The organism is Sphaerisporangium siamense, from assembly GCF_014205275.1.
Classification (GTDB): domain Bacteria; phylum Actinomycetota; class Actinomycetes; order Streptosporangiales; family Streptosporangiaceae; genus Sphaerisporangium; species Sphaerisporangium siamense.
Map to the genome: position 1 here is coordinate 4,740,267 of NZ_JACHND010000001.1, position 20,164 is coordinate 4,760,430.

Genomic DNA, 20,164 nt, shown 5'->3' on the forward strand with positions numbered 1-20,164 from the left:
GTCCGGGCTGCTCCCGGTCCGCCGCCGCGCGCGGGTTCAGATGGTCAGTTCTGGACGGCGTACGCCCGGGTGATCATCTGCTTCACCTGCACACCGCCGGGCCCGGTGGCGGAGGCGCGCAGGGTGACGTGGCCGGGGGTGGCGGGGTTGGTCACCGAGGTGGTCCAGCCCGTGCCGTTCTGGCGGACCTGCAGCGTCTGCCAGGTGGCGCCGTCGTCGAAGGACGCCTCGATCGCCGGTGTCGTCAGCTCGCCGCCGTCGGCGGTGATCGGGATCTCGGTCACCGTGCCGGGCCTGGCCCGGTTGTAGGCGTCCAGCCCCTCGGGGGCGAATCGCACCGACGGCACCGCGAGTGGCGTGCTGTCGCCGGTGTGGGCCGAGGTGAACGTCCACGAGGAGTCGATCGCCGTGGCCAGCGCGGAGTGGGGGACGTCACGGCGGGCCGAGACGTTCACGGTGTAGACGCCCTCGCCGGCGGGGACCTGCGAGGCGAGGGAGCACCAGTCGGGGACGAAGCAGTCTTCCAGCTCGATCCGCTCCAGGACCTCGCCGTCCTTGGCCAGGGACACCGTGCCGGTGACGTCGCTGTCCCAGCCGGTGTGGCCGGTGCCGGCGTCGGTGAACAGCCCCTCCGGCGTGTAGGCCAGTTCGTCGCCGGTCCGCGTCACGCGTGACGCGGAGGGGCCGGTCACCGCCGCGTTCCACAGCTCGGCGGACTGCCCGGCGGCCACGGGCCGCTGCTGAAGGTCGACGAGGGAGTAGCCCCCCTGCGTGAGCCGGCCGGACCAGAGCAGGTCCTGTCCCGGCGTCAGATAGTTGTCGACCGTGCTGGGAATCGTGACGGTGGTGGGATCACTGCGCAGATCCTTGTCCTTGCCGCGAAGGACGAACCACCTGGCGAACTGCGCCGTGGCGTCCACGTTCTGGGCGCGGAAGGTCAAGCCGACCTTGGCGAGGTCGGCCCTCGCGAATCGCCTGCCGGGGTCGGCGGGGATCTGGCCGGTGCGGCGGTCGACCAGGTCGTACCGGCTCGGTGCCGCGCCACCCGCCGTCAGCACCTGGTATGCCAGGTATTCCAGGCCCGGCCGGCTGGAGGGCAGCGTGTACGCGGCCTCCCCCTGGGGGATCAGGTATTCGCGCACGTACCCGTTGCTCCCGGTGTCGCTCAGATTGATCGTGAGCTGGCCGGTGGGTCCGGCCGCGGGGTCGTCCACCGTGAGGCTCACCCGCTTGCCCAGGCGGGCGTCGAGCGTCAACCTCACGGCCGCGGGGCCGATGGTGAACGTGCGGTCGGTGAGCGTGTGTACGCCCTGCTCCGACAGTTGGGCGTTGAGATTCCACTCGCCGGGCCCCAGACGGAGCTCCGCGACACCGTCGACGAACCGCGGTCGGGCGCGTTCACCGGTCTTGAGGTTGATCAGCGCCGCGTCGACCGCCTGAACAGGACTGCCGTCCCTGCCGATGGCCCTGATCGTCAGGTCGTAGGACTCGGGTTCGATGTAGGCGCCGGCCAGGCTGCGTACGGTGAGCTCGCCCGCGGTGGCGGTGAGCGTGCCGGTGTAGACGCCCGGGCGCCGGCCGGAGTCCAGGGTGAGGGTCACCGAGGCGTCGCCGCCCGCCGGGACGGTGAGGTGGTCGGCGGACAGCGTGTAGGGACCGTCTTCGGTCAGCGCGAGTTCCACCGGCTCCTGGGAGGCGTTGGTGTAGGTGACCTTCTTGGCGACCTCCTCGCCGTTGTGGGGCCAGGCGAGGTAGGTCCAGAGGTTGCCGGTGTCGTTCGTCACGCTCTGCGTGACCGCGCGGGCCACGTCGACCCGGCCGGCGCCTTGCTCGTAGGGCGTCATGCCGTCGCCCGGCTTGGCCGTGGCGATGAGCGCGGCCTTGAGCCGGTCGCCGTTCCAGCCGGGGTGCTGCTGGGCGAGGATGGCGGCGGCGCCGGCCACGTGCGGGGTCGCCATCGAGGTGCCGCTCATGGCCACGTACGGGTCGCCGGGGCCGGTGGCTCCGCTGCGTGCCGCGACGATTCCCATGCCTGGTGCGGTGATGTCCGGTTTGACGGCTTGGTCGATGATGCGCGGGCCCGTGCAGGAGATGGGGGCCAGTTTGTCGTTCCGGTCCACCGCCCCCACCGTGAGCGCGGCATCGGCGCTGCCGGGACTGCGGATGGGCTCATTGGCTGTTCTCAGGTTGCCGGCCGCGACGACGAACAGGGTTCCCGTCTGCTCGCTGAGGGTGTTGACCGCCTCTTCGAGCGGGTCCAGCCCGCGGGTGTCCGGGATGCTGAGGCTCATGTTGACAACCGGCGCCTTGATCTCGGTGGCCGCCCACTCCATGCCGGCGATCACGTCGGACACCTGGTTGTTGCCGCCGGCCCCCATGACCTTGCCGACGGCGATCTTGGCGTCGGGGGCGACGCCTTTGTACTTGCCGCCGGAGGCCGCGCCCGACCCCGCGACGGTGGAGGCCACATGGGTGCCGTGGTCGACCAGGTCCCTCATGTCGGGCTCGTCGGTGAAGTTTGCGGTCTGCGAGACGACGCCCTTGAGGTCGGGGTGGTCGGGGTCGTAGCCGGTGTCAAGGACGGCCACCGTGACGCCCTTGCCGGTCAGTCCGTTCTTCCACGCCTCGGGGGCGCCGATCTGCGGGACGCTCTTGTCCAGGGCCGGGGAGACCCCGCCGTCCAGCCACAGCTTGGACACGCCGGACGCGAGCGTTCTGGCGCCCGCGGCGGGGCGCAGCTGCCGCCAGACCGTGGCGGCCTGCGCCTTGGGCACCTCGGCGGCCTTCAGGCCGACGGAGCGCAGGGTACGCCCGGCGGCGGCGGCCTTGGGGGCGCTGCCGCCCTTGGTCATGACGGGGATGCCGGCGCGGTGGGCGTCGTCGTAGCCCCACTCCAGCAACTGCGTCACGTCGAACAGGCGCTCGTCCACCAGGCCCTTGCCGATCAGCGGCGCGGCGTCGGAGGGCAGCACGTAGGTGTGCCCGGCGACCTCCTCGATCGAGAAGGAGACCTTGCGCCCGGCGCCCGGCGTCACCTGGTATCCCCGCGGGGCGCCGGGCGTCTCCGACACGGTCACCCGGTCGCCGGTGATGAGGGTGATGGTGCCGACCCCCCGCGAGGGGCCAGGCCGTGCCGCGGCCGTGCCGGCGGCCGAGGGTATCGCCGGCACCGCCGACGCGGTCAATGCCGCGAGGGCGAGTGCTGCGGTTATTCGTTTCATCGACATCCTTTGTGAATGGTTTACTCACCGTCCTTTCAATTTGTATGTGCAAAGAGTGATAAATGGCGATCTAATTTGACGGAGTTCTTTCCGAATAAGCCGGACGCACGTCAACGGCGGTCAGCGGGCGGCCCCGATCGGGACGCCGCCGCCCTTGTCGCCGCGCCCGCCGCTCCCGGCTCTCCGGACGCCGGGCGGATATGACGCGGCGGCGGCCGGTGTCCCGGTCCGCCGCCGCGCCGTCGTCAGATCATCGATGGACGGCGTACGCCCGCGTGATCGTCTGCTTCACCTGGAGGCCGTCCGGGCCGTCCGCCGAGGCCCGCAGCGACACGAAGCCGCGCGAGGAGGGGTTGGTCACCGTGGTGACCCATCCCTCGCCGTCCTGGCGCACCTGCAGCGCCCGCCAGGTCCTGCCGTCGTCGAAGGACGCCTCGATCTTCGGCGTGGAGATCTCGCCGCCCTTGGCGGTGATCGGGATCGTGGTCACCGAGCCGGGCAGGGCGCGGTTGTAGGCGTCCAGCCCCTCGGGGGCGTAGATGATCGAGGGCACCGCGAGCCGCTCTCCCAGCGGCGTGTGCGCCGACCTGAACGTCCAGGTCGAGTGGACCGCGGTCGACAGCGCGGCGTAGGGCGTCCTGCGGCGCGCCGACACGTTCAGCGTGTAGGTCTCCGCGCCGGCCGGGACCGGCGTCAGCAGGACGCACTGGCCGGCGTGGTCGCAGATCTTCAGGTCGGCCCGCTGCAGCACCGTGCGGCCCTTGGCGAGGGTGGCCGTCCCCGTGACGTTCCCGTCCCAGCCGGGACGGCCCTGCCCGCCGTCGGTGAACAGCCCGTCCACGATGTACGCGATCTCGTCCCTGTATCGCAGCACGGGAGGCGCCGCGGGGCCGGCGACGGCCGCGTTCCACACCTCAGACGTGTGACCGGGCTGTGCCGGGCGGCCTGCGCCGTCGAGCAGGACGTAGGCCCCGTCCTCGTGCGTGAACTCCGCGTACCACGCCAGGCCGTGCCCCGGCGTGACGTAGTCGGTCAGCGTGCCGGGGACCTTGACGTCGGACGAGCCGACGCCGAGCACGAAGGCACCGAAGCGGGGCAGGCCCGGCGCGCGGTCGAACCGGGCGGGGGCGGACACGCCCTGCGCCCGCAGGTCCGTGGTGACCTGGGCGAGCTCGGCCTTTCTGAATTGAGCGCCCGGGTCGGCGGGGATGCCGCCGGCCCGGTAGTCGGCCAGGTCGTACCTGACCGTGTCGTTCCCCCCGTTCCCGTCGCTCTCCCACACCGCGCGCAGCAGGTACTCGAGGCCGGGCTGGCGGGACGGCAGGGCGTACAGCTCGCGCCCGGGGTCGGGGCCCTGGGCGGTGACGCTCTCGAACAACGATCCACCGTCGGTCAGGCGCAGGCTGAGCTGGAACGCCCCTGTGGGCCCGGCCTGCGGGTCGTCCACGGCGAAGCGGACCGGGGCGGCCCGGCGCGTGTCCAGGGCCAGGTCGACGTCCGCCTTGTCGATCTTCACCGGTTGGTGGGTGAAGGTGTACGCGCCCGGCTCGTACAGGTCGGCGATCAGGTTCCAGTCGCCGCGCGGCAACCGCGTCGCGCCGGCCCCGCCGGAGAACGGCACCTCCTCCATCTCGCCGGTCTTGACGTCGTAGAGCAGCGCGGCGACGCCGTCGAGGGGCTTGCCGTCCCTGCCGGTCGCCGTCAGTCTCAGGTCGTAGGACTCCGGCTCGACGAAGGCGCCGGCCAGGCTGCGCACGGTCACCTCGCCCGCGGTCGCGGTGACGACGCCCGGGTGGCCGCCCACATCCAGGCCCGCGTCCAGGGTGAGGCGCACCGACGCCGTGCCGTGCGCGGGGACGGTGAGACGGCCGGCGGCCAGGGTGTACGGACCGTCCTCTGCCAGGGCGAGGTCCACCGGCGCGGCCGAGGTGTTGGCGTAGGTGATCTCCTTGGTGACGGGCTCGGTGCCGCCGCCGGGCCAGGGGATGAAGGTCCAGACGTTCGGCGTCTCGGCCACCACGGTCTGGGTGAGCGCGCGCGCCACGTCGACCCGCCCGGCGCCCTGCTGGTACGGCGTCAGCCCCGCGCCGGGCCTGGCCGACGCCATGAGCGCGGCCTTGAGCCGGGCCCCCTTCCAGTCCGGGTGCTGCTGGGACAGGATCGCGGCCGCGCCCACGACGTGCGGGGTGGCCATCGAGGTGCCGCTCTTGGCGACGTAGCGGCCGGTCGTGGTGCCCTTGGCCCCGGCGGCGACGATACCGGCGCCGGGGGCGGTGATGTCCGGCTTGGCCGCGCCGTCGTTCATGCGCGGGCCCTGGCTGGAGAAGCCGGCCAGGGCGTCGGCGCGGTCGACCGCGCCGACCGTCAGCGCGGCCTCGGCGCTGCCGGGGCTGTTGATGGACTTGGCCTTGCCGGAGTTGCCGGCCGCGATGACGAACAGCGTGCCGGTCCGCTCGCTGAGGGTGTTCACCGCCTCCTCGACCGGGTCGAGGCCGCGGGTGTCCGTCCCGCCGACGCTGATGTTGACCACGGGGGCCTTGACCGTGTTCGCGGCCCACTCCATCCCGGCGATCAGGTCGGACTCCTCGACGCCGTAGACCCCGCCGACCTTCCCGAGGGCGATCTTGGCCCCCGGCGCGACGCCCTTGTACCTGCCGTCCGAGGCCCGCCCCGAGCCCGCGACGATGGAGGCCACGTGGGTCCCGTGGCCGACCAGGTCCTTCGTGTCGGGCTCGTCGGAGAAGTTGACCGCCTGGGTGACGACCCCCCGCAGGTCCGGGTGGCGGGCGTCGTAGCCGGAGTCGAGGACGGCCACCGTCACGCCCTTGCCCGTCAGCCCCCTCTTCCAGGCCTCGGGGGCGCCGATCTGCCGCGTGCTCTTGTCGAGCGTGAAGGAGAGCTTGCCGTCCAGCCAGAGCTTGGTGACCCCGGCCGCGAGCGTCTTGGCGGTGGTGCCGGGGCGCAGGTCCCGCCACACGCCGGCGGCCTGGGCCTTCGGCACCCGCGCCGCGGACAGGCCCATGCCGGTCAGGGCGCGCCCGGCCGTCGCGGCCTTGGGCGCGGCGCCGCCCTCGGTCATGATCGGGATGTCGGCGCGGTGGGCGTCGTCGTAGCCCCACTCCAGCAACTGCGTGACGTCGAACAGGCGCCGGTCGACCAGGCCCCTGCCGACGAGCGGGGCCGCGTCCGAGGGCGTCACGTACGTGTGGCCCGCGAACGTCCGGACGGAGAAGGAGACATCACGCCCGGCGCCCGGCCTGACCTGGTAGGCATGCCGGCCTCCGGGGGGCGCCGACACCGTCACGCGGTCGCCCGTGACCAGCGTGACGGTGCCGATCGGGGCGCCTTGTAAGGCGCCGGCCTGTGCCGTGGCCGTCGCGCGGGCCGACGGCACCGCCATCACACCCAGCGCGGTCACGGCCGCGAGGGCGATTGTTGCGGCTTTGCACGTCATCTTCGTCCCTTTGCGGTTCGCTTAACTACGGGTCAATCAAGTAGTACGCGAATAAAAGGGACGAATGGATATCCTGTGCGCAGAAATATTTACGGAAAAGTCGGATTTGGATGGCTTTAAGGGATGCGGAATGCTGTAACACTCGGCGGCGCCGGGAAGCGGAAGGGCCTAATCGGCCCCGGCGGTCACTCTCTGTCGTTCCGCCCGCTCGTCCGCGTGATCGCGCAGCCGAAGCCGTCCGGCGCGGCGGCGGGCCGGGACGCCGGTCCGCCGCCGCGCCGTTCTCAGATCAGCGCTGGACGGCGTACGCCCGCGTGATCGTCTGCTTCACCTGAACCCCGTCCGGGCCCTCGCCCGTGGCGCGCAGGGACACGAAGCCGGGGGAGGAGGGGTTGGCCACCGAGGTGGACCATTCCTTGCCGTCCCGCCGCACCTGCAGCGCCCGCCAGGTCTTGCCGTCGTCGAACGACGCCTCGACCTTGAGCGTGGTCAGGGTGGTGCCGCCATTGACGGTCACCGGGATCCTGGTCACCGAGCCGGGCTTGGCCCGGTTGGAGGCGTCCAGCCCCGCGGGGGCGTACCGCACCGCCGGCAGCGACAGCGTCGCGAAGTCGTCGGTGTGCGCCGAGCGGAACGTCCAGGAGGCGTCGACCGCGGTCGCGAGCGTGGAGTAGGGCACGTCGCGGCGGGCCGACAGGTTCACCGTGTAGCTCGCCGCGGCGGCGGGGACCGTCGCCTGCAGGGCGCACTGGCCGGGGAAGTCGCACTGGTCCAGCGCGGTCTCCTGCAGCACCTTGCCGTCCCCGGACAGGGACGCCTTGCCCGTGATGTTGCCGTCCCAGCCGGACCGGGGCGCGACGTCGCTGAACAGGTTGTCCACGATGTAGACCAGCTCGTCCTGGAACCGCAGCGCGGTCTGCGCGGACGGGCCGATCACCGCCGCGTTCCACACCTCGGAGGTGTGCCCGCGCCGTACGGTGCGACCGCTGAAGTCGAGCGAGGTGTAGTAGTCGCCCACGGTGTGCGCGAACCCGGAGAACCACAGCAGGTCATGGCCCGGCGTCACGTAGCTGCGCAGCGTGCTCGGGAGCGTGACCGGTGCGGCGCTCCCGCCGAGGATGGCGAAGGTCGTGTCAGGGAAGCCGACCGACCGGTCGAACTCGGCGGTGGCGTTCACGTTCTGCGCCCGCAGGTTCGTATCGATCCGGGCGAGCTGGGACTTCTTGAACCGCCCGCCGGGGTCGGCGGGAATCTGGCCGGCCCGGTAGTCGACCAGGTCGTACCGGCTCGGCGCCGCGCCGCCGCTCGTCAGCGTCGTGCGGACCAGGTACTCCAGGCCGGCCTGGCGGGAGGGGATGACGAACACGCGCAGCGACGGCTGCCCGGAGGTGCTCAACCCGGTCTCGAAGGAGTTCTCGCCCTCCGTCCTGCGCACGTCGACCTGGTAGGTCCCGTCACCCTTGGCCGCGGGGTCGTCCACGGAGAAGCGGACCTGCCTGCCCTGGCGGGCGTCGAGCGGCACGGTCAGGTCCCGCGCGCCGACGGTGAGCGCACGATGGGCCAGGGTGTAGTCGTCGCCCTCGAACAGGTCGGCGACGAGGTTCCACTCGCCACGCGGCAGGCGGGTCTTCGCGACGCCGCCCGAGAAGATCAGATCCTCGAACACGCCGGACTTCAGGTCGTAAACCGTCACCCACGCGTCGTCCAGAGGCGCCCCGCTCCTGCCGGTCGCCGTCACCGTGACGTCGTAGGACTCCGGCTCGATGTAGGCGCCCGCCAGGCTGCGCACGGTGACGCCGCCCGCGGTCGCGGTGACGGTGCCGGGGTAGGCGCCCGGCTTGAGGCCGGAGTCGAGCGTGAGCGTCACCGACGCCTTACCGCCCGCCGGGACGGCGAGGCGGCCGGCCGAGAGCGTGTACGGGCCGTCCTCGGCCAGCGCCAGGTCCACCGGCGCGTCGGAGGTGTTGGCGTAGGTCAGCTCCTTGGTGACGGCCGGACCGCCGCCGGGCCAGCGCACGACCGACCACAGGTTCGGCGTGTCGGCCACGACGGTCTGGGTGACGGCGCGCGCCACGTCGACGCGGCCGGCGCCCTCCTCGTAGGGGGTCAGGCCCGCGTGCGGCTTCGCCGTGGAGATCAGCGCGGCCTTCAGCCGGGCCCCGTTCCAGTCCGGGTGCCGCTGGGCCAGGATCGCCGCGGCGCCGACCACGTGCGGGGTCGCCATCGAGGTGCCGCTGTGGGAGGCGTACGGCGTGGCCGGGGCGCCTCCGGCGTTGGCCGCGTTGATCTCCACGCCGGGCGCGGTGATGTCCGGCTTGACCGCGGAGTCGCCGACGCGCGGCCCCTGGCTGGAGAAGTCCGCCAGCGCGTCGTTCTTGTCGACCGCGCCGACCGTCAGCGCGGCGTCGGCGCTGCCGGGACTGCCGATCGACCGCGGGCCGTCGTTGCCCGACGCGATGACGAACAGCGTGCCGGTCTCCTCGCTGAGGGTGTTCACCGCCTGCTCGACCGGGTCGAGGTCACGGCCGTCCGGCCCCCCGATGCTGACGTTGACCGCCCGCGCCTTGACCTCGGTGGCGGCCCACTCCATGCCGGCGATCAGGTCGGACTCCCCGACGCCGTACTGCCCGCCGACCTTGCCGAAGGCGATCTTGGCGTCCGGGGCGACACCCTTGTACTTGCCGCCCGAGGCCTGGCCCGAGCCGGCGACGATGGAGGCCACGTGGGTGCCGTGGCCGACCAGGTCGTCGGTGTTGGGCTCCTCGGAGAAGTTGGCCGACTGGCTGATCACTCCCTTGAGGTCGGGATGGTCGGGGTCGAACCCGGAGTCCAGGACGGCGACCGTCACCCCCTTGCCGGTCAGGCCCTTCGCCCACGCCTCCGGCGCGCCGATCTGGGGAACGCTCTTGTCGAGCGAGAAGGACAGCTTGCCGTCCAGCCACAGCTTGGAGACGCCCGTGGTGAGAGACCTGGCCCCCGCGGCCGGTATCAGGTCCTTCCACACGGAGGCGGCCTGCGCCTTGGGCACCCGGGCCGCCGACAGGCCGGCGGCGTCCATGGCGCGCCCGGCCCTCGCGGCCTTGGGCGCGGCGCCGCCCTGCGTCATGATCGGGATGTCGGCGCGGTGCGCGTCGTCGTAGTTCCACGCCAGCAGCTGTGTCACGTCGAAGAGGCGGCGGTCCACCAGCCCCCTGCCCACGAGCGCCGCCGCGTCCGACGGCACCACGTAGGTGTGCCCGGCGATCTCACGGATCGAGAACGAGACCTTACGCCCCGCGCCGGGCGCGACCTGGTAGGCCCTGCGGCCTTCCTTCGCGCCCGACACGGTCACACGGTCGCCCGTGATGAGCGTGACGGTGCCGAGCCCCCCCGAGGGCCCGGGTCGTGCCGCGGCCGTGGCGGCGCCCGAGGGCACCGCCATCACGCCCAGTGCGGTCGTTGCCGCGAGGGCGATTGTTGCGGCTTTTCGCTTCATCGTCGTCCTTTGCGGTTCGTTTACTACCGGTCATCCCAGTAGTACGCGCCAAAAACGACGGATGGTTGTCGGCGATGCAGAAATATTTTCTGAAAAAGTCGGACTTTGGCGACATTGAAGGATGAAGAACGTTTTAATAGTCGCTAGTTCCCGAGGGGGCGGCGCTTCCGGCCAGGGCGTCCCGTCACCCTCTGTTGTCGCGGCCGCCCGTTCTCGTGATCGCGTAGGCGAGGTTCACGGCGGCGATGACCGCGAACACCAGCAGGATCGGCACGGTGGTGTGATCCATGTTCGCCGCCACGATCGCCACCAGGGGCACCGACAGCGCGAGCGACCCGAGACCCAGCGTCATCTGCGCCCAGTCGGGGCCCTGACGCCGGGGGGACGCGGCCAGTCGCTGGTCGATCACGGCGTTCACCCGGTCGACCAGCGACTGGGCGAGTTCGAGCTCGTACTGGGGGCCGAGCTCGCGGCGTGCGGACATGGCGGCGGCGACCTCGTCGCGCTCTAGTTTCTGGGGTTCCACGCCCCGATTCTGCCCCGCGGCGCGGCGGGCGCGGCGGAAAACCCTTCGATCATCCTGACAGCGTTATGAGGAATATGCCGGGAACGGCATTCCGGTAGTGAGACAGGCGGGCATGGGGCCTTTGTATCGGCGAGATGTTCCTAAAGAACGCGGTTTCATGGGCAATGATGGCCAATGAGGTGAACGTCGGGAGGGGATAGCTTCGCGCTCATATCAGCATCGTGATGGGCCGTGGGAGCGGACGGCGAGGGGTGCGGGAGGCGCCGCCGGGGAACGTCCGGCCGGTGAAGGACGACCGGCCCGCGGCGCGGCCGGGCGGTGACGTGAGAGGTGGAACACATGCCGGATCCGATCGAGGTGCGCAAGGTCGCCATCGAGAGCGTCACCGACGCCTCCGGGCTGGAGAGGCTCATCGACGACGGCGTGATCGAGGCCGACCGCGTGCTCGCCGTGATCGGCAAGACCGAGGGCAACGGCGGCGTCAACGACTACACGCGCATCCTCGCCGACCGGGCCTTCCGCGACGTGCTGATCGCCAGGGGCACCCGCTCCCCCGAGGAGGTGGCGCAGGTGCCGCTGGTGTGGTCGGGTGGCACCGACGGCGTCCTCAGCCCGCACGCCACGATCTTCGCCACCCTCGACCCGGCCCGCGTGACGCCCTCCGAGGAGCCGCGCGTCTCGGTCGGGGTCGCCATGAGCGACGTGATCCTCCCCGAGGACATCGGACGTCCCGCGATGGTCGAGAAGGTCGCCGCCGGCGTGCGCGAGGCCATGAAGATCGCCGGGATCGAGGACCCGGCCGACGTCCACTACGTCCAGACCAAGACGCCGCTGCTCACCCTCGCCACGATCGGCGACGCCAGGGCGCGCGGGCAGGACGTCGTCATCGAGGACACCGGGCCCTCGATGGACATCTCCAACTCCACCACCGCGCTCGGGATCGCGGTCGCGCTCGGCGAGATCGAGACCCCGCGGGCCGAGCAGATCCACCGCGACCTGTCCCTGTACTCCAGCGTCGCCTCCTGCTCCTCCGGCGTCGAGCTGGACCGGGCGCAGATCGTCGTGGTCGGCAACGTCCGCGGCATCGGCGGCCGGTACCGCGTCGGGCACGGCGTCATGAAGGACGCCCTGGACGCCGACGGCATCTGGGACGCCATCCGCGGCAGCGGCATCGGCCTGCCGGAACGCCCACACCCGAGCGACCTCGGCGGCAGGCTCGTCAACGTGTTCCTCAAGTGCGAGGCCGACCCGGGCGGGCGGGTGCGCGGACGCAGGAACATCATGCTCGACGACTCCGACGTGCACTGGCACCGCCAGATCAAGGCCGCGGTCGGCGGCGTGGCGGCGAGCGTCACCGGCGACCCGGCGGTCTTCGTCTCGGTGGCCGCCGTCCACCAGGGCCCCTCCGGCGGCGGCCCGGTGGCCGCCATCGCCGACCTCGGCTGACCGCCGCGCACCTCGGCTGACCGCCGCGTCCGATCACCGGGGCCGGCGGCCCGGGTGTCACCGGAGGGCGGCGGCCACCGCGCCGAGCAGGATGAAGGGACCCAGCGGGAACTGGGTCTTCGCCGTCGCCCTGCGGGTCAGCAGCAGCGCCACCGCGTACAGGGCGCCGAGGAACTGGCCCGCCAGCGCGCCGGTCACCCACGCCTCCAGGCCGAGCGACCCCATGAGCATGCCGGTCAGCCCGGCCAGCTTGACGTCGCCGAACCCCAGTGCCTCCGGGCGCGCGAACCACAGCACCGCGTAGGCGCCCGCCAGGGCGAGGCCGCCCAGCAGCCCGCCCGGCAGGTGCCCCGCCGGGACCAGGAGCACCGCGAGGATCGGGTAGGACGGCAGCGTGATCGCGTCCGGGAGCCGCCGCGTCCGCCAGTCGATCATCGCCAGGGCGCAGCCCGCGACCGCCGCGTACAGCCAGGCGGCCAGGTCGGCCGAGCCCGCGAACCTCCAGGCGGCGAAGGCGCACGCGGCGGCCACCGCCGTCTCCCCCCAGGGCGGCCACCCCGGCCACCGGCCGCGCCGCACCGCCCCCCGGAACGCCGCCCGCGCCTCTTCCCGGTAGGCCCGCCGCGTCTCTTCCTCGGCGGGGGAGAAGCCGCTCGCCAGGGCGCGGACGTAGGGCCCGGCCAGGAAGCCGAGCAGCGCGGCCCCGGCGACGATGACGCTCACGTGCCGACCCTAGCCGTCCCGATCGGGCCGCCGGCGGCGAACGGGCCGCCATCCGGCTCCTCCCGGCAAGGGCGGGGGCGGGGTGGAGGGAAGGTAGGCTCGCGGATCGTGCCGAGCATTCCGCAGCCGCTCCTTCCCGAGGACGACGGCGCCGCCGACCCGGCGGTGGCCGCCGCGCTCGCCGCGTTCGCCGCGGGCACGGGCGACGTGGCGCGGGTGGCGGCGGCGCTGAGCACGGCGAGGCTGCTGGTCCCCGTGGTGGCGGTGCTGACCTCGACCGAGATCGGGGAGAACGGGCTCGCCCGCGAGAAGGAGAGCGAGATGGCGCTGCCGGTGCTGGTCGGCGCCGACGGCAGGAAGGCCGTCCCCGCCTTCACCGGGTCGGAGCCGCTGCGGCTGTGGCGCGCCGACGCCCGCCCGATCCAGGCCCTGACGCCGCAGGTCTGCCGGGCCGCGCTCGGCGAGGGCGCCGAGGCCGTGGTGGTCGACGTGGCCGGGCCGGCGCCGTTCGCGATCGAGGGCGGCGTGCTGCGCGCCCTCGCCTCGATCGGCGGAGCCCCGGCCGACGGCGACGGCGTCCAGGGCCTGCTCCAGGGACTCGCGCCGCACGCCGAGGTGACCGTCGCCCGCGTCCGCGAGCCCCGGCGCGGCCTGTTCCGCCGCCGCCGCTGACACCCCCGGCCCTCCCGCCGCCCCCCGCGGTGGGGTCGAGGTCCCGGGGGTACGGGGAGAGGTCTTCGCGCAGGTGGGGGTGGGTGGACCGGTGGCCGGGTGCGGGGCGGGCGTCGGCAGTGGGCGGCGCATGGAAGACTTGTCACCATGTTGCGCTGGTTGACCGCGGGCGAGTCGCACGGCCCCGAACTCGTCGCGATCCTCGAAGGGCTGCCCGCCGGGGTCGGGGTGACGTCGGCCGATGTGCGGGAGGCCCTCGCCCGGCGCCGTCTGGGCTACGGCCGGGGCGCGCGCATGAAGTTCGAGCAGGACGAGGTGACCATCGTCGGCGGCGTCCGCCACGGCCGCACCCTCGGCAGCCCGGTCGCGATCCGCGTCGGCAACACCGAGTGGCCCAAGTGGGAGACGGTGATGGCCGCCGACCCGGTGGACCCGGACGTGCTCGCGGCCCAGGCGCGCAACGCCCCGCTCTCGCGTCCCCGCCCCGGCCACGCCGACCTGTCGGGCATGCAGAAGTACGGCTTCGACGACGCCCGTCCCGTGCTGGACCGCGCCAGCGCCCGCGAGACCGCGGCCAGGGTCGCGCTCGGCCAGGTCGCCCGCAACTTCCTCAAGCAGGCCCTCGGCGTCGACATCGTCAGCCACGTGATCGCCATCGGCGCGGTGGAGGCCCCCGGCGACGTGATCCCGGGCCCCGGCGACCTCGCGGCGGTCGACGAGCACCCGGCGCGCTGCCTGGACGCCGACGCGGGCGCGGCGATGATCGAAGAGATCGACACCGCCAAGAGGGAGGGCGACACGCTCGGCGGCGTCGTCGAGGTCGTCGCCTACGGCCTGCCGCCGGGCATCGGCAGCTACGTCCACTGGGACCGCCGCCTCGACGCGCGCCTCGCCGCCGCCCTCATGGGCATCCAGGCCATCAAGGGCGTCGGCGTCGGCGACGGCTTCGAGACCGCGCGCCGCCGCGGCTCCCAGGCCCACGACGAGATCGAGAACACCGCCGCGGGCGTGCGCCGGGTCACCAACCGGGCCGGCGGCGTCGAGGGCGGCATGACCAACGGCGAGCCGCTGCGGGTGCGCGCCGCCATGAAGCCGATCTCCACGGTGCCCCGCGCGCTGTCCACCGTCGACGTCCTGACCGGCGAGCCCGCCAAGGCGATCAACCAGAGGTCGGACGTCTGCGCGGTCCCGGCGGCGGGTATCGTCGCCGAGGCGATGGTCGCGCTGGTGCTCGCCGACGCGGCCGTCGAGAAGTTCGGCGGCGACTCGGTGGAGGAGGTCGCCCGCAACGTCTCCGGCTACCTGTCCTCTATGGTGATCAAGTGAGCTCTCCTGCGCAAAGCCCCCGCGACGTCCGGGCGACGCCGCGGGCGGTGCTGATCGGCCCGCCGGGCTCGGGCAAGTCCACGGTGGGCACGCTGCTGGCCGGGCGGCTCGGCGTGGCCTTCCGCGACACCGACGCCGACGTCGAGGCCACGGCCGGCAAGCCCGTCTCCGACATCTTCGTCGACGACGGCGAGGAGCGCTTCCGCGCACTGGAGGCCGAGGCCGTGCGCCGGGCGCTCGCCGAGCACGACGGCGTGCTGTCGCTCGGCGGCGGCGCCGTGCTCGACGCGGGCACCCAGGCCCTGCTGGCCGGGCATCCGGTGGTCTACCTGCGGGTCGGTCTGTCCGACGCCGTGGCGAGGGTGGGGCTGGCGCAGGCGCGCCCGCTGCTGGTGCTGAACCCGCGCAGCCGGTTGAAGAAGCTCATGGACGAGCGCCGCCCCATCTACGAGCGGCTGGCCACCATGATCGTCGACACCGACGGCCGCGATCCCGAGGACATCACCGACGAGATCGTCAAGGGGCTCCCGGCGTGACAAGCACCCGCATTCCGGTCAAGGGGGAGCGCCCCTACGACGTGGTCATCGGCACCGGCGTGCTCGCCGAGCTGCCCGGCCTGCTGAGCGAGCGCGTCCGCACGGTCGCCGTGGTGCGCCCGGCGGGCCTGCCCGAGATCGCCCGCCCGGTCTGCGAGGCGCTGACCTCCGCCGGGTACGCCGTGGTCGAGCTTCCCGTCCCCGACGGCGAGCACGCCAAGTCGGTGGAGGTCGCCGCCGAGCTGTGGTCGGCGTTCGGCCGCTACGGCGTCACCCGCTCCGACGCCGTGGTCGGCGTGGGCGGCGGGGCGACCACCGACCTGGCCGGGTTCGCCGCCGCCACCTGGCTGCGCGGCGTCGAGGTCGTCCAGGTGCCCACCACCCTGCTCGGCATGGTGGACGCGGCGGTCGGCGGCAAGACGGGCATCAACACCGCCGAGGGCAAGAACCTCGTCGGCGCGTTCTACCCGCCCGCCGGGGTGCTGTGCGACCTGGCGACGCTGGCGTCGGTCCCGCGTGACGACTACGTGGCCGGGCTCGCCGAGGTCATCAAGGGCGGCTTCATCGCCGACCCGACCATCCTGCTGCTGGTCGAGGACGACCCCGAGGGCGCCCGGCTGCCCGAGGGCCGCCACACGCGGGCGCTGATCGAGCGCAAGATCCAGGTCAAGGCGGACGTCGTCGGGGCCGACCTGCGCGAGTCGGGCGTGCGCGAGATCCTCAACTACGGCCACACGCTGGCGCACGCGATCGAGCGCGTGGAGAACTACCACATGCGGCACGGCGAGGCCGTGGCCGTCGGCATGGTGTACGCGGCGGAGCTGTCGCGGCTGGCCGGGCACGCGAGCGCCGCCCTGGTCGAGCGCACCCGCGCGATCCTCGACGCCGTGGGCCTGCCCACCGCCTACCGCGGCGACGCCTGGCCGGACCTGCGCGACCACATGCGGGTCGACAAGAAGAACCGGGGCGAGACCCGGCGCTTCGTGATCCTGGACGACGTCGCCCGGGTCACCCGCCTGGAGGATCCTCCCGAGGAGTTGCTGGAGGCGGCCTTCCGCGAGGTCGCCCGGTGAGGTGGCAGGTGGCGGAGCGCGCACAGGGGCGCGGGGAGCAGCGCAGGGAAAGGACGACGACACCGCGATGAGGACCGTGTTCGTGTTCAACGGCCCCAACCTCTCGCGGCTCGGCACCCGCGAGCCGGACGTCTACGGCGCGCAGACCTTCGCCGACCTGGAGGCCCTGTGCCGGGGCGTCGGCAGGGAGCTCGGGCTGTCGGTGGAGGTCCGCCAGACCGACGACGAGGCCGAGCTGGTCTCCTGGCTGCACGAGGCGGCCGACGGCGCGATCCCCGTCGTGCTGAACCCCGCCGCGTTCACCCACTACTCCTACGCGCTGCGCGACGCGATCTCCCAGCGCACCGCCCCGCTGGTCGAGGTCCACATCTCCAACCCCGCGGCCCGCGAGGAGTTCCGCCACACCTCGGTGGTCGCCGCCGTGGCCACCGGCACCATCGCCGGGTTCGGCCTGCGCTCCTACGAGCTGGCGCTGCGCGCGATCGCCGAGGAGGCGGCGTGAGCGGGCCGTACACCTCGTTCGTCGCGATCGGCGACAGCTTCACCGAGGGGCTGAACGACCCGGGCGCCGACGGCCGCTTCCGCGGCTGGGCGGACCGGGTGGCCGAGCGGCTGGCCGCGCTGACGCCGGGGTTCCGGTACGCCAACCTGGCCGTGCGCGGCAGGCTGCTGGACCAGATCGTCGAGCGGCAGGTCCCCCTGGCGATCGACCTCAAGCCGGACCTGGTCAGCCTGTGCGCGGGCGGCAACGACCTGCTGCGGCCGGGCGCCGACCCCGACCGCATGGCCAAGACGCTCGCGGGCGCCGTCCGCGAGCTGCGGGCGACCGGGGCCGAGGTCCTGCTGTTCACCGGGATCGACCCGCGCGACACGCCGCTGATGCGCCGCGCCCGTGGCAGGACCGCGGTGTTCTACCTGCACGTCCGCTCCATCGCCGACGTGTACGGCTGCCACCTGGTCGACCAGTGGTCGATGCACTCGCTGCGCGACTGGCGCGCCTGGAGCGAGGACCGGCTGCACATGAACGCCGAGGGCCACCGGATGGTCGCGGCGAAGGTGTGCGAGGTGCTCGGCGTGCCCACCGAGGACCGCTGGCGGTACACCTGGCCGCCCCGCGAGCACGTCGACCGCAGGGCCAAGCTGCGCGAGGACCGGCTCTGGGTGCGCGAGCACCTGCTGCCCTGGGTGGGCCGCCGCCTGCGCGGCACGTCCTCGGGCGACGGGGTGGACCCGAAGCGGCCCGCCCTGGCGCCTTATCTCGCCGAGGTCGAGCCGCCCGCCGACGCGCCGCGCCGCCCGTAGGGCGTCAGCCGGCCTGGACGGCGAGGTCGAGGAAGAGCGCCGCCGACCAGCCGAAGCTCCGCGCCGCGCGCCGCCCCGGCCGCCCGGTGAGCGGGTTCCAGTACTCGTACAGGCCGCCGCCGTCGCGCACCATGGCGAGCGTGCGCTCGGCCAGTTCCCCGGCGACGTCCAGGCGGCCGGAACGGCGCAGCCCGTCGGCCAGCATGTGGTTGACGTTCAGCCACACCGGGCCGCGCCACATCGCCTCGGGGTCGAAGTCGGCGTCGTCGAACGCCACGCTCGGGACCGGGCGCTCGCCCCAGAAGCCCGGCGAGCGCAGGTCGGCCACCAGCGCCGCGGCGATCTCCGCGGGCAGCCTCCCGGTGAACAGGGGCATCAGGTCCAGCGCGGTCCGGGTCCGCGCCGCGACGGGCGGGCCGCCGGAGGCGCCGCCGACCAGGGTCACGAAGCGGGCGCCGTCCCAGCGCAGGCGGACCATCAGCGCGACGTGGGCGCGGGCCTTCTCCCGCCACTCCCGCGCCTCCCGCGCGCGGCCGAGCACGTCCGCGATGTCGGCGAGGCGGTCGTACTGCAGGGCCAGGTAGGAGTTGAGGTCGGGCGGCTCGGCGCGCGGGCCGTGGTCCCAGATCGGGCTGTCGTCCAGACCGGAGGAGTAGGGGTGCAGGTACTCGGCCAGGCCGTCGCCGTCGGGGTCGGAGCAGGCGAGCCACCAGCGCTGCCACCGGACGAGCGGCTCGTACACCTCGGCGAGGAAGTCGCGGTCCGGCGCGGCCTCGTGGACCTTCCACACCGCCCAGGCGGTCACCGGCGGCTTGGTCACCGGGACCAGTCCGCCCACGATCCCGCCCTCGGCCGCGCCGCCGACGTGCCGGGCCAGGCGCAGGTGGTCCGAGCGGGGCAGGTCGGTGGTCTCGGCGAGCACCCCGTGGTCGTGGACGACGTCGGGCAGCCGCCCGTCGGGGAGCTGGTGGCCGAGCAGGATGCGGATCTGCTCGCGGGCCAGCTCGGGGTCGCCGTGCCGCAGCCCGACCGCGTGGAAGCAGGCGTCCCAGTTCCACAGGCCGACGTACCCGGCCTTGGACGGCACCAGCGCCTCGCGGCCCCCGATGGAGACCACGTTGGCGGCGAGCGTCCACCACGCCTCCTTCGCCCGGGCGCGCAGGTCGGCCCGTACGGCCGGCATGCGCGCGAACCAGGCGTCCCAGCGGCCGGCGGCGCGGGCCAGGACGGCGGCCGGGTCGAACGACCCCGCGCCGGTGAGCGTGCGGCAGCCGGAGACCTCCGCCGCGCCGCCGTCCCACACCGCCCGCAGGCCGTCCCCGGTCAGCACGAGCGTCTCGGGGCCGGCGAAGACCAGGCAGGCCCCGCCGTCGAACTCCACCCGGTCGGGCAGGGCGGCGCGGACCGGCAGCGGCCGGTCTTCCGACAGCACCCGCAGGCCGGACAGCACGGTCTCCGGTGCGGCCTCGTAGGCGGCGCGGGAGACGCGCAGCGCGCCGTCGGGGCCCGTGGTGACCATCAGGCGAGAGCCTCGGTCGGTGAAGGGGCGTTCGCGCAGGTCGAGCACGTTACCGTCCTCCCAGGCCGGACGCGGCCATAGCGTTGATGATCTTCTTCTGGCCGATGAGGAACGCGATCAGGGTGGGGATCACCGAGATCGCCGAGGCGGACAGGATGAGCCCGTAGTCGATGGCGCTGTGCCCTCCGGCGAACTGGCTGAGCAGCAGCGGCACGGTCGCGAGCTCGGAGGAGTTGAGGAACACGAGCGGGAAGAAGTAGGAGTTCCAGGAGGCCAGGAACACGATGATACCGAGGGCCCCGAGGCCGGGCCTGATGTTCGGCAGCACGATCCGCCAGAAGATCGTCCAGCGGCCGGCCCCGTCGGTCCTGGCCGCCTCTTCCAGCTCGATCGGCACCGCGCGGATGAACTGGCGCAGCAGGAAGACCGCGAACGGGTTGGCGACGGTCGGGAAGATCAGCGCCAGGTGCGAGTCGACCCAGCCGAACTTCGCCAGGATCAGGTAGAGCGGCACGATCGTGACCTGCACCGGCACCATCTGGGTCGCCAGGAACAGCACGAACAGCACGCCCGACCCGCGGAACCTGATCCTGGCGAAGGCGTACGCCGCCATGGCGGAGGTGAGCAGCGTGAGCGCCACGTTCAGCGCGGCGATGTACAGGCTGTTCCAGTAGGCGAGGCCGAACGGCATCTTGGCCAGCGCGTCGGGGTAGTTCTGCGGGCGCCAGGGACTGGGCAGCCAGGCGGTGGGGTCGTTCAGCATCTGGTGCACGCCCTTGAAGGACGTGAGCAGCATCCAGGCGAACGGGAACAGCATGAGCAGGCCGCCGAGGGCCAGGGAGGCGTGCAGCGCGAGCTGCCGCGCGGCCGGACGCGAGCGCATCGAGGCCC

The 20,164-nt window shown here is 73.1% G+C and carries 14 protein-coding genes; 7 read left to right on the forward strand and 7 right to left on the reverse strand.

Features of this window, described 5'->3' with window-relative positions; genetic code table 11:
• Positions 1-44: 44 nt before the first annotated feature.
• The 4 genes from BJ982_RS21925 to BJ982_RS21940 form a co-directional block, all read right to left on the reverse strand.
• The gene (locus BJ982_RS21925; RefSeq protein WP_184882906.1) at positions 45-3,221 is read right to left on the reverse strand and encodes a S8 family peptidase; all 3,177 of its coding nucleotides are present in this window, start codon (positions 3,219-3,221) and stop codon (positions 45-47) included.
• A 250-nt stretch (positions 3,222-3,471) separates the two neighbouring features.
• The gene (locus tag BJ982_RS21930; RefSeq protein WP_184882908.1) at positions 3,472-6,675 is read right to left on the reverse strand and encodes a S8 family serine peptidase; all 3,204 of its coding nucleotides are present in this window, start codon (positions 6,673-6,675) and stop codon (positions 3,472-3,474) included.
• A gap of 289 nt (positions 6,676-6,964) precedes the next feature.
• On the reverse strand, positions 6,965-10,150 hold the full coding sequence (locus tag BJ982_RS21935) for a S8 family serine peptidase (RefSeq protein ID WP_184882910.1): 3,186 nt from the start codon (positions 10,148-10,150) through the stop codon (positions 6,965-6,967).
• Between the two features lie 184 nt (positions 10,151-10,334).
• A complete protein-coding gene (locus BJ982_RS21940) occupies positions 10,335-10,676 on the reverse strand; it encodes a hypothetical protein (protein WP_184882912.1) in 342 nt (113 codons plus the stop codon).
• A gap of 339 nt (positions 10,677-11,015) precedes the next feature.
• Between BJ982_RS21940 and bar the strand changes: the two genes are divergently transcribed.
• Positions 11,016-12,122, forward strand: coding sequence for a barbiturase (gene bar / locus BJ982_RS21945; protein ID WP_184882914.1), 1,107 nt, complete (start codon positions 11,016-11,018; stop codon positions 12,120-12,122).
• Positions 12,123-12,179: 57 nt separating this feature from the next.
• Here bar and BJ982_RS40545 read toward each other — a convergent pair whose 3' ends face one another.
• Positions 12,180-12,845, reverse strand: a complete 666-nt coding sequence (locus BJ982_RS40545) for a prepilin peptidase (protein ID WP_184882916.1) — start codon at positions 12,843-12,845, stop codon at positions 12,180-12,182.
• Positions 12,846-12,953: 108 nt separating this feature from the next.
• Between BJ982_RS40545 and BJ982_RS21955 the strand changes: the two genes are divergently transcribed.
• The 6 genes from BJ982_RS21955 to BJ982_RS21980 all read left to right on the forward strand — a co-directional run bounded on the left by BJ982_RS21955 (position 12,954) and on the right by BJ982_RS21980 (position 17,754).
• Complete coding sequence (locus BJ982_RS21955) at positions 12,954-13,517, forward strand: SseB family protein (protein ID WP_184882918.1); 564 nt, start codon at positions 12,954-12,956, stop codon at positions 13,515-13,517.
• A gap of 147 nt (positions 13,518-13,664) precedes the next feature.
• Positions 13,665-14,843, forward strand: a complete 1,179-nt coding sequence (gene aroC, locus BJ982_RS21960) for a chorismate synthase (RefSeq protein ID WP_184882928.1) — start codon at positions 13,665-13,667, stop codon at positions 14,841-14,843.
• On the forward strand, positions 14,840-15,379 hold the full coding sequence (locus BJ982_RS21965) for a shikimate kinase (RefSeq protein WP_239122791.1): 540 nt from the start codon (positions 14,840-14,842) through the stop codon (positions 15,377-15,379). The genes aroC and BJ982_RS21965 overlap by 4 nt, the downstream gene beginning before the upstream one ends.
• Positions 15,376-16,452: a 3-dehydroquinate synthase gene (gene aroB / locus BJ982_RS21970; RefSeq protein WP_184882930.1), complete on the forward strand. Its 1,077-nt coding sequence runs from the start codon at positions 15,376-15,378 to the stop codon at positions 16,450-16,452. The genes BJ982_RS21965 and aroB overlap by 4 nt, the downstream gene beginning before the upstream one ends.
• 67 nt (positions 16,453-16,519) lie before the next feature.
• Positions 16,520-16,954, forward strand: a complete 435-nt coding sequence (aroQ, locus tag BJ982_RS21975; RefSeq protein ID WP_184882932.1) for a type II 3-dehydroquinate dehydratase — start codon at positions 16,520-16,522, stop codon at positions 16,952-16,954.
• The gene (locus tag BJ982_RS21980) at positions 16,951-17,754 is read left to right on the forward strand and encodes an SGNH/GDSL hydrolase family protein (protein ID WP_184882933.1); all 804 of its coding nucleotides are present in this window, start codon (positions 16,951-16,953) and stop codon (positions 17,752-17,754) included. The genes aroQ and BJ982_RS21980 overlap by 4 nt, the downstream gene beginning before the upstream one ends.
• A gap of 4 nt (positions 17,755-17,758) precedes the next feature.
• Here BJ982_RS21980 and BJ982_RS21985 read toward each other — a convergent pair whose 3' ends face one another.
• On the reverse strand, positions 17,759-19,321 hold the full coding sequence (locus tag BJ982_RS21985; protein WP_239122790.1) for an amylo-alpha-1,6-glucosidase: 1,563 nt from the start codon (positions 19,319-19,321) through the stop codon (positions 17,759-17,761).
• A 1-nt stretch (position 19,322) separates the two neighbouring features.
• Positions 19,323-20,156, reverse strand: coding sequence for a carbohydrate ABC transporter permease (locus BJ982_RS21990; protein WP_184882936.1), 834 nt, complete (start codon positions 20,154-20,156; stop codon positions 19,323-19,325).
• Positions 20,157-20,164: the final 8 nt, after the last annotated feature.

Bases quoted from the DNA above. Each gene is read 5' to 3' on its own strand.
- BJ982_RS21925 (WP_184882906.1), bottom strand. From the start codon at position 3,221: ATGAAACGAATAACCGCAGCACTCGCCCTCGCGGCATTGACCGCGTCG.
- BJ982_RS21930 (WP_184882908.1), bottom strand. From the start codon at position 6,675: ATGACGTGCAAAGCCGCAACAATCGCCCTCGCGGCCGTGACCGCGCTG.
- BJ982_RS21935 (WP_184882910.1), bottom strand. From the start codon at position 10,150: ATGAAGCGAAAAGCCGCAACAATCGCCCTCGCGGCAACGACCGCACTG.
- bar (WP_184882914.1), top strand. From the start codon at position 11,016: ATGCCGGATCCGATCGAGGTGCGCAAGGTCGCCATCGAGAGCGTCACC.
- aroC (WP_184882928.1), top strand. From the start codon at position 13,665: ATGTTGCGCTGGTTGACCGCGGGCGAGTCGCACGGCCCCGAACTCGTC.
- aroQ (WP_184882932.1), top strand. From the start codon at position 16,520: ATGAGGACCGTGTTCGTGTTCAACGGCCCCAACCTCTCGCGGCTCGGC.
- BJ982_RS21990 (WP_184882936.1), bottom strand. From the start codon at position 20,156: ATGCGCTCGCGTCCGGCCGCGCGGCAGCTCGCGCTGCACGCCTCCCTG.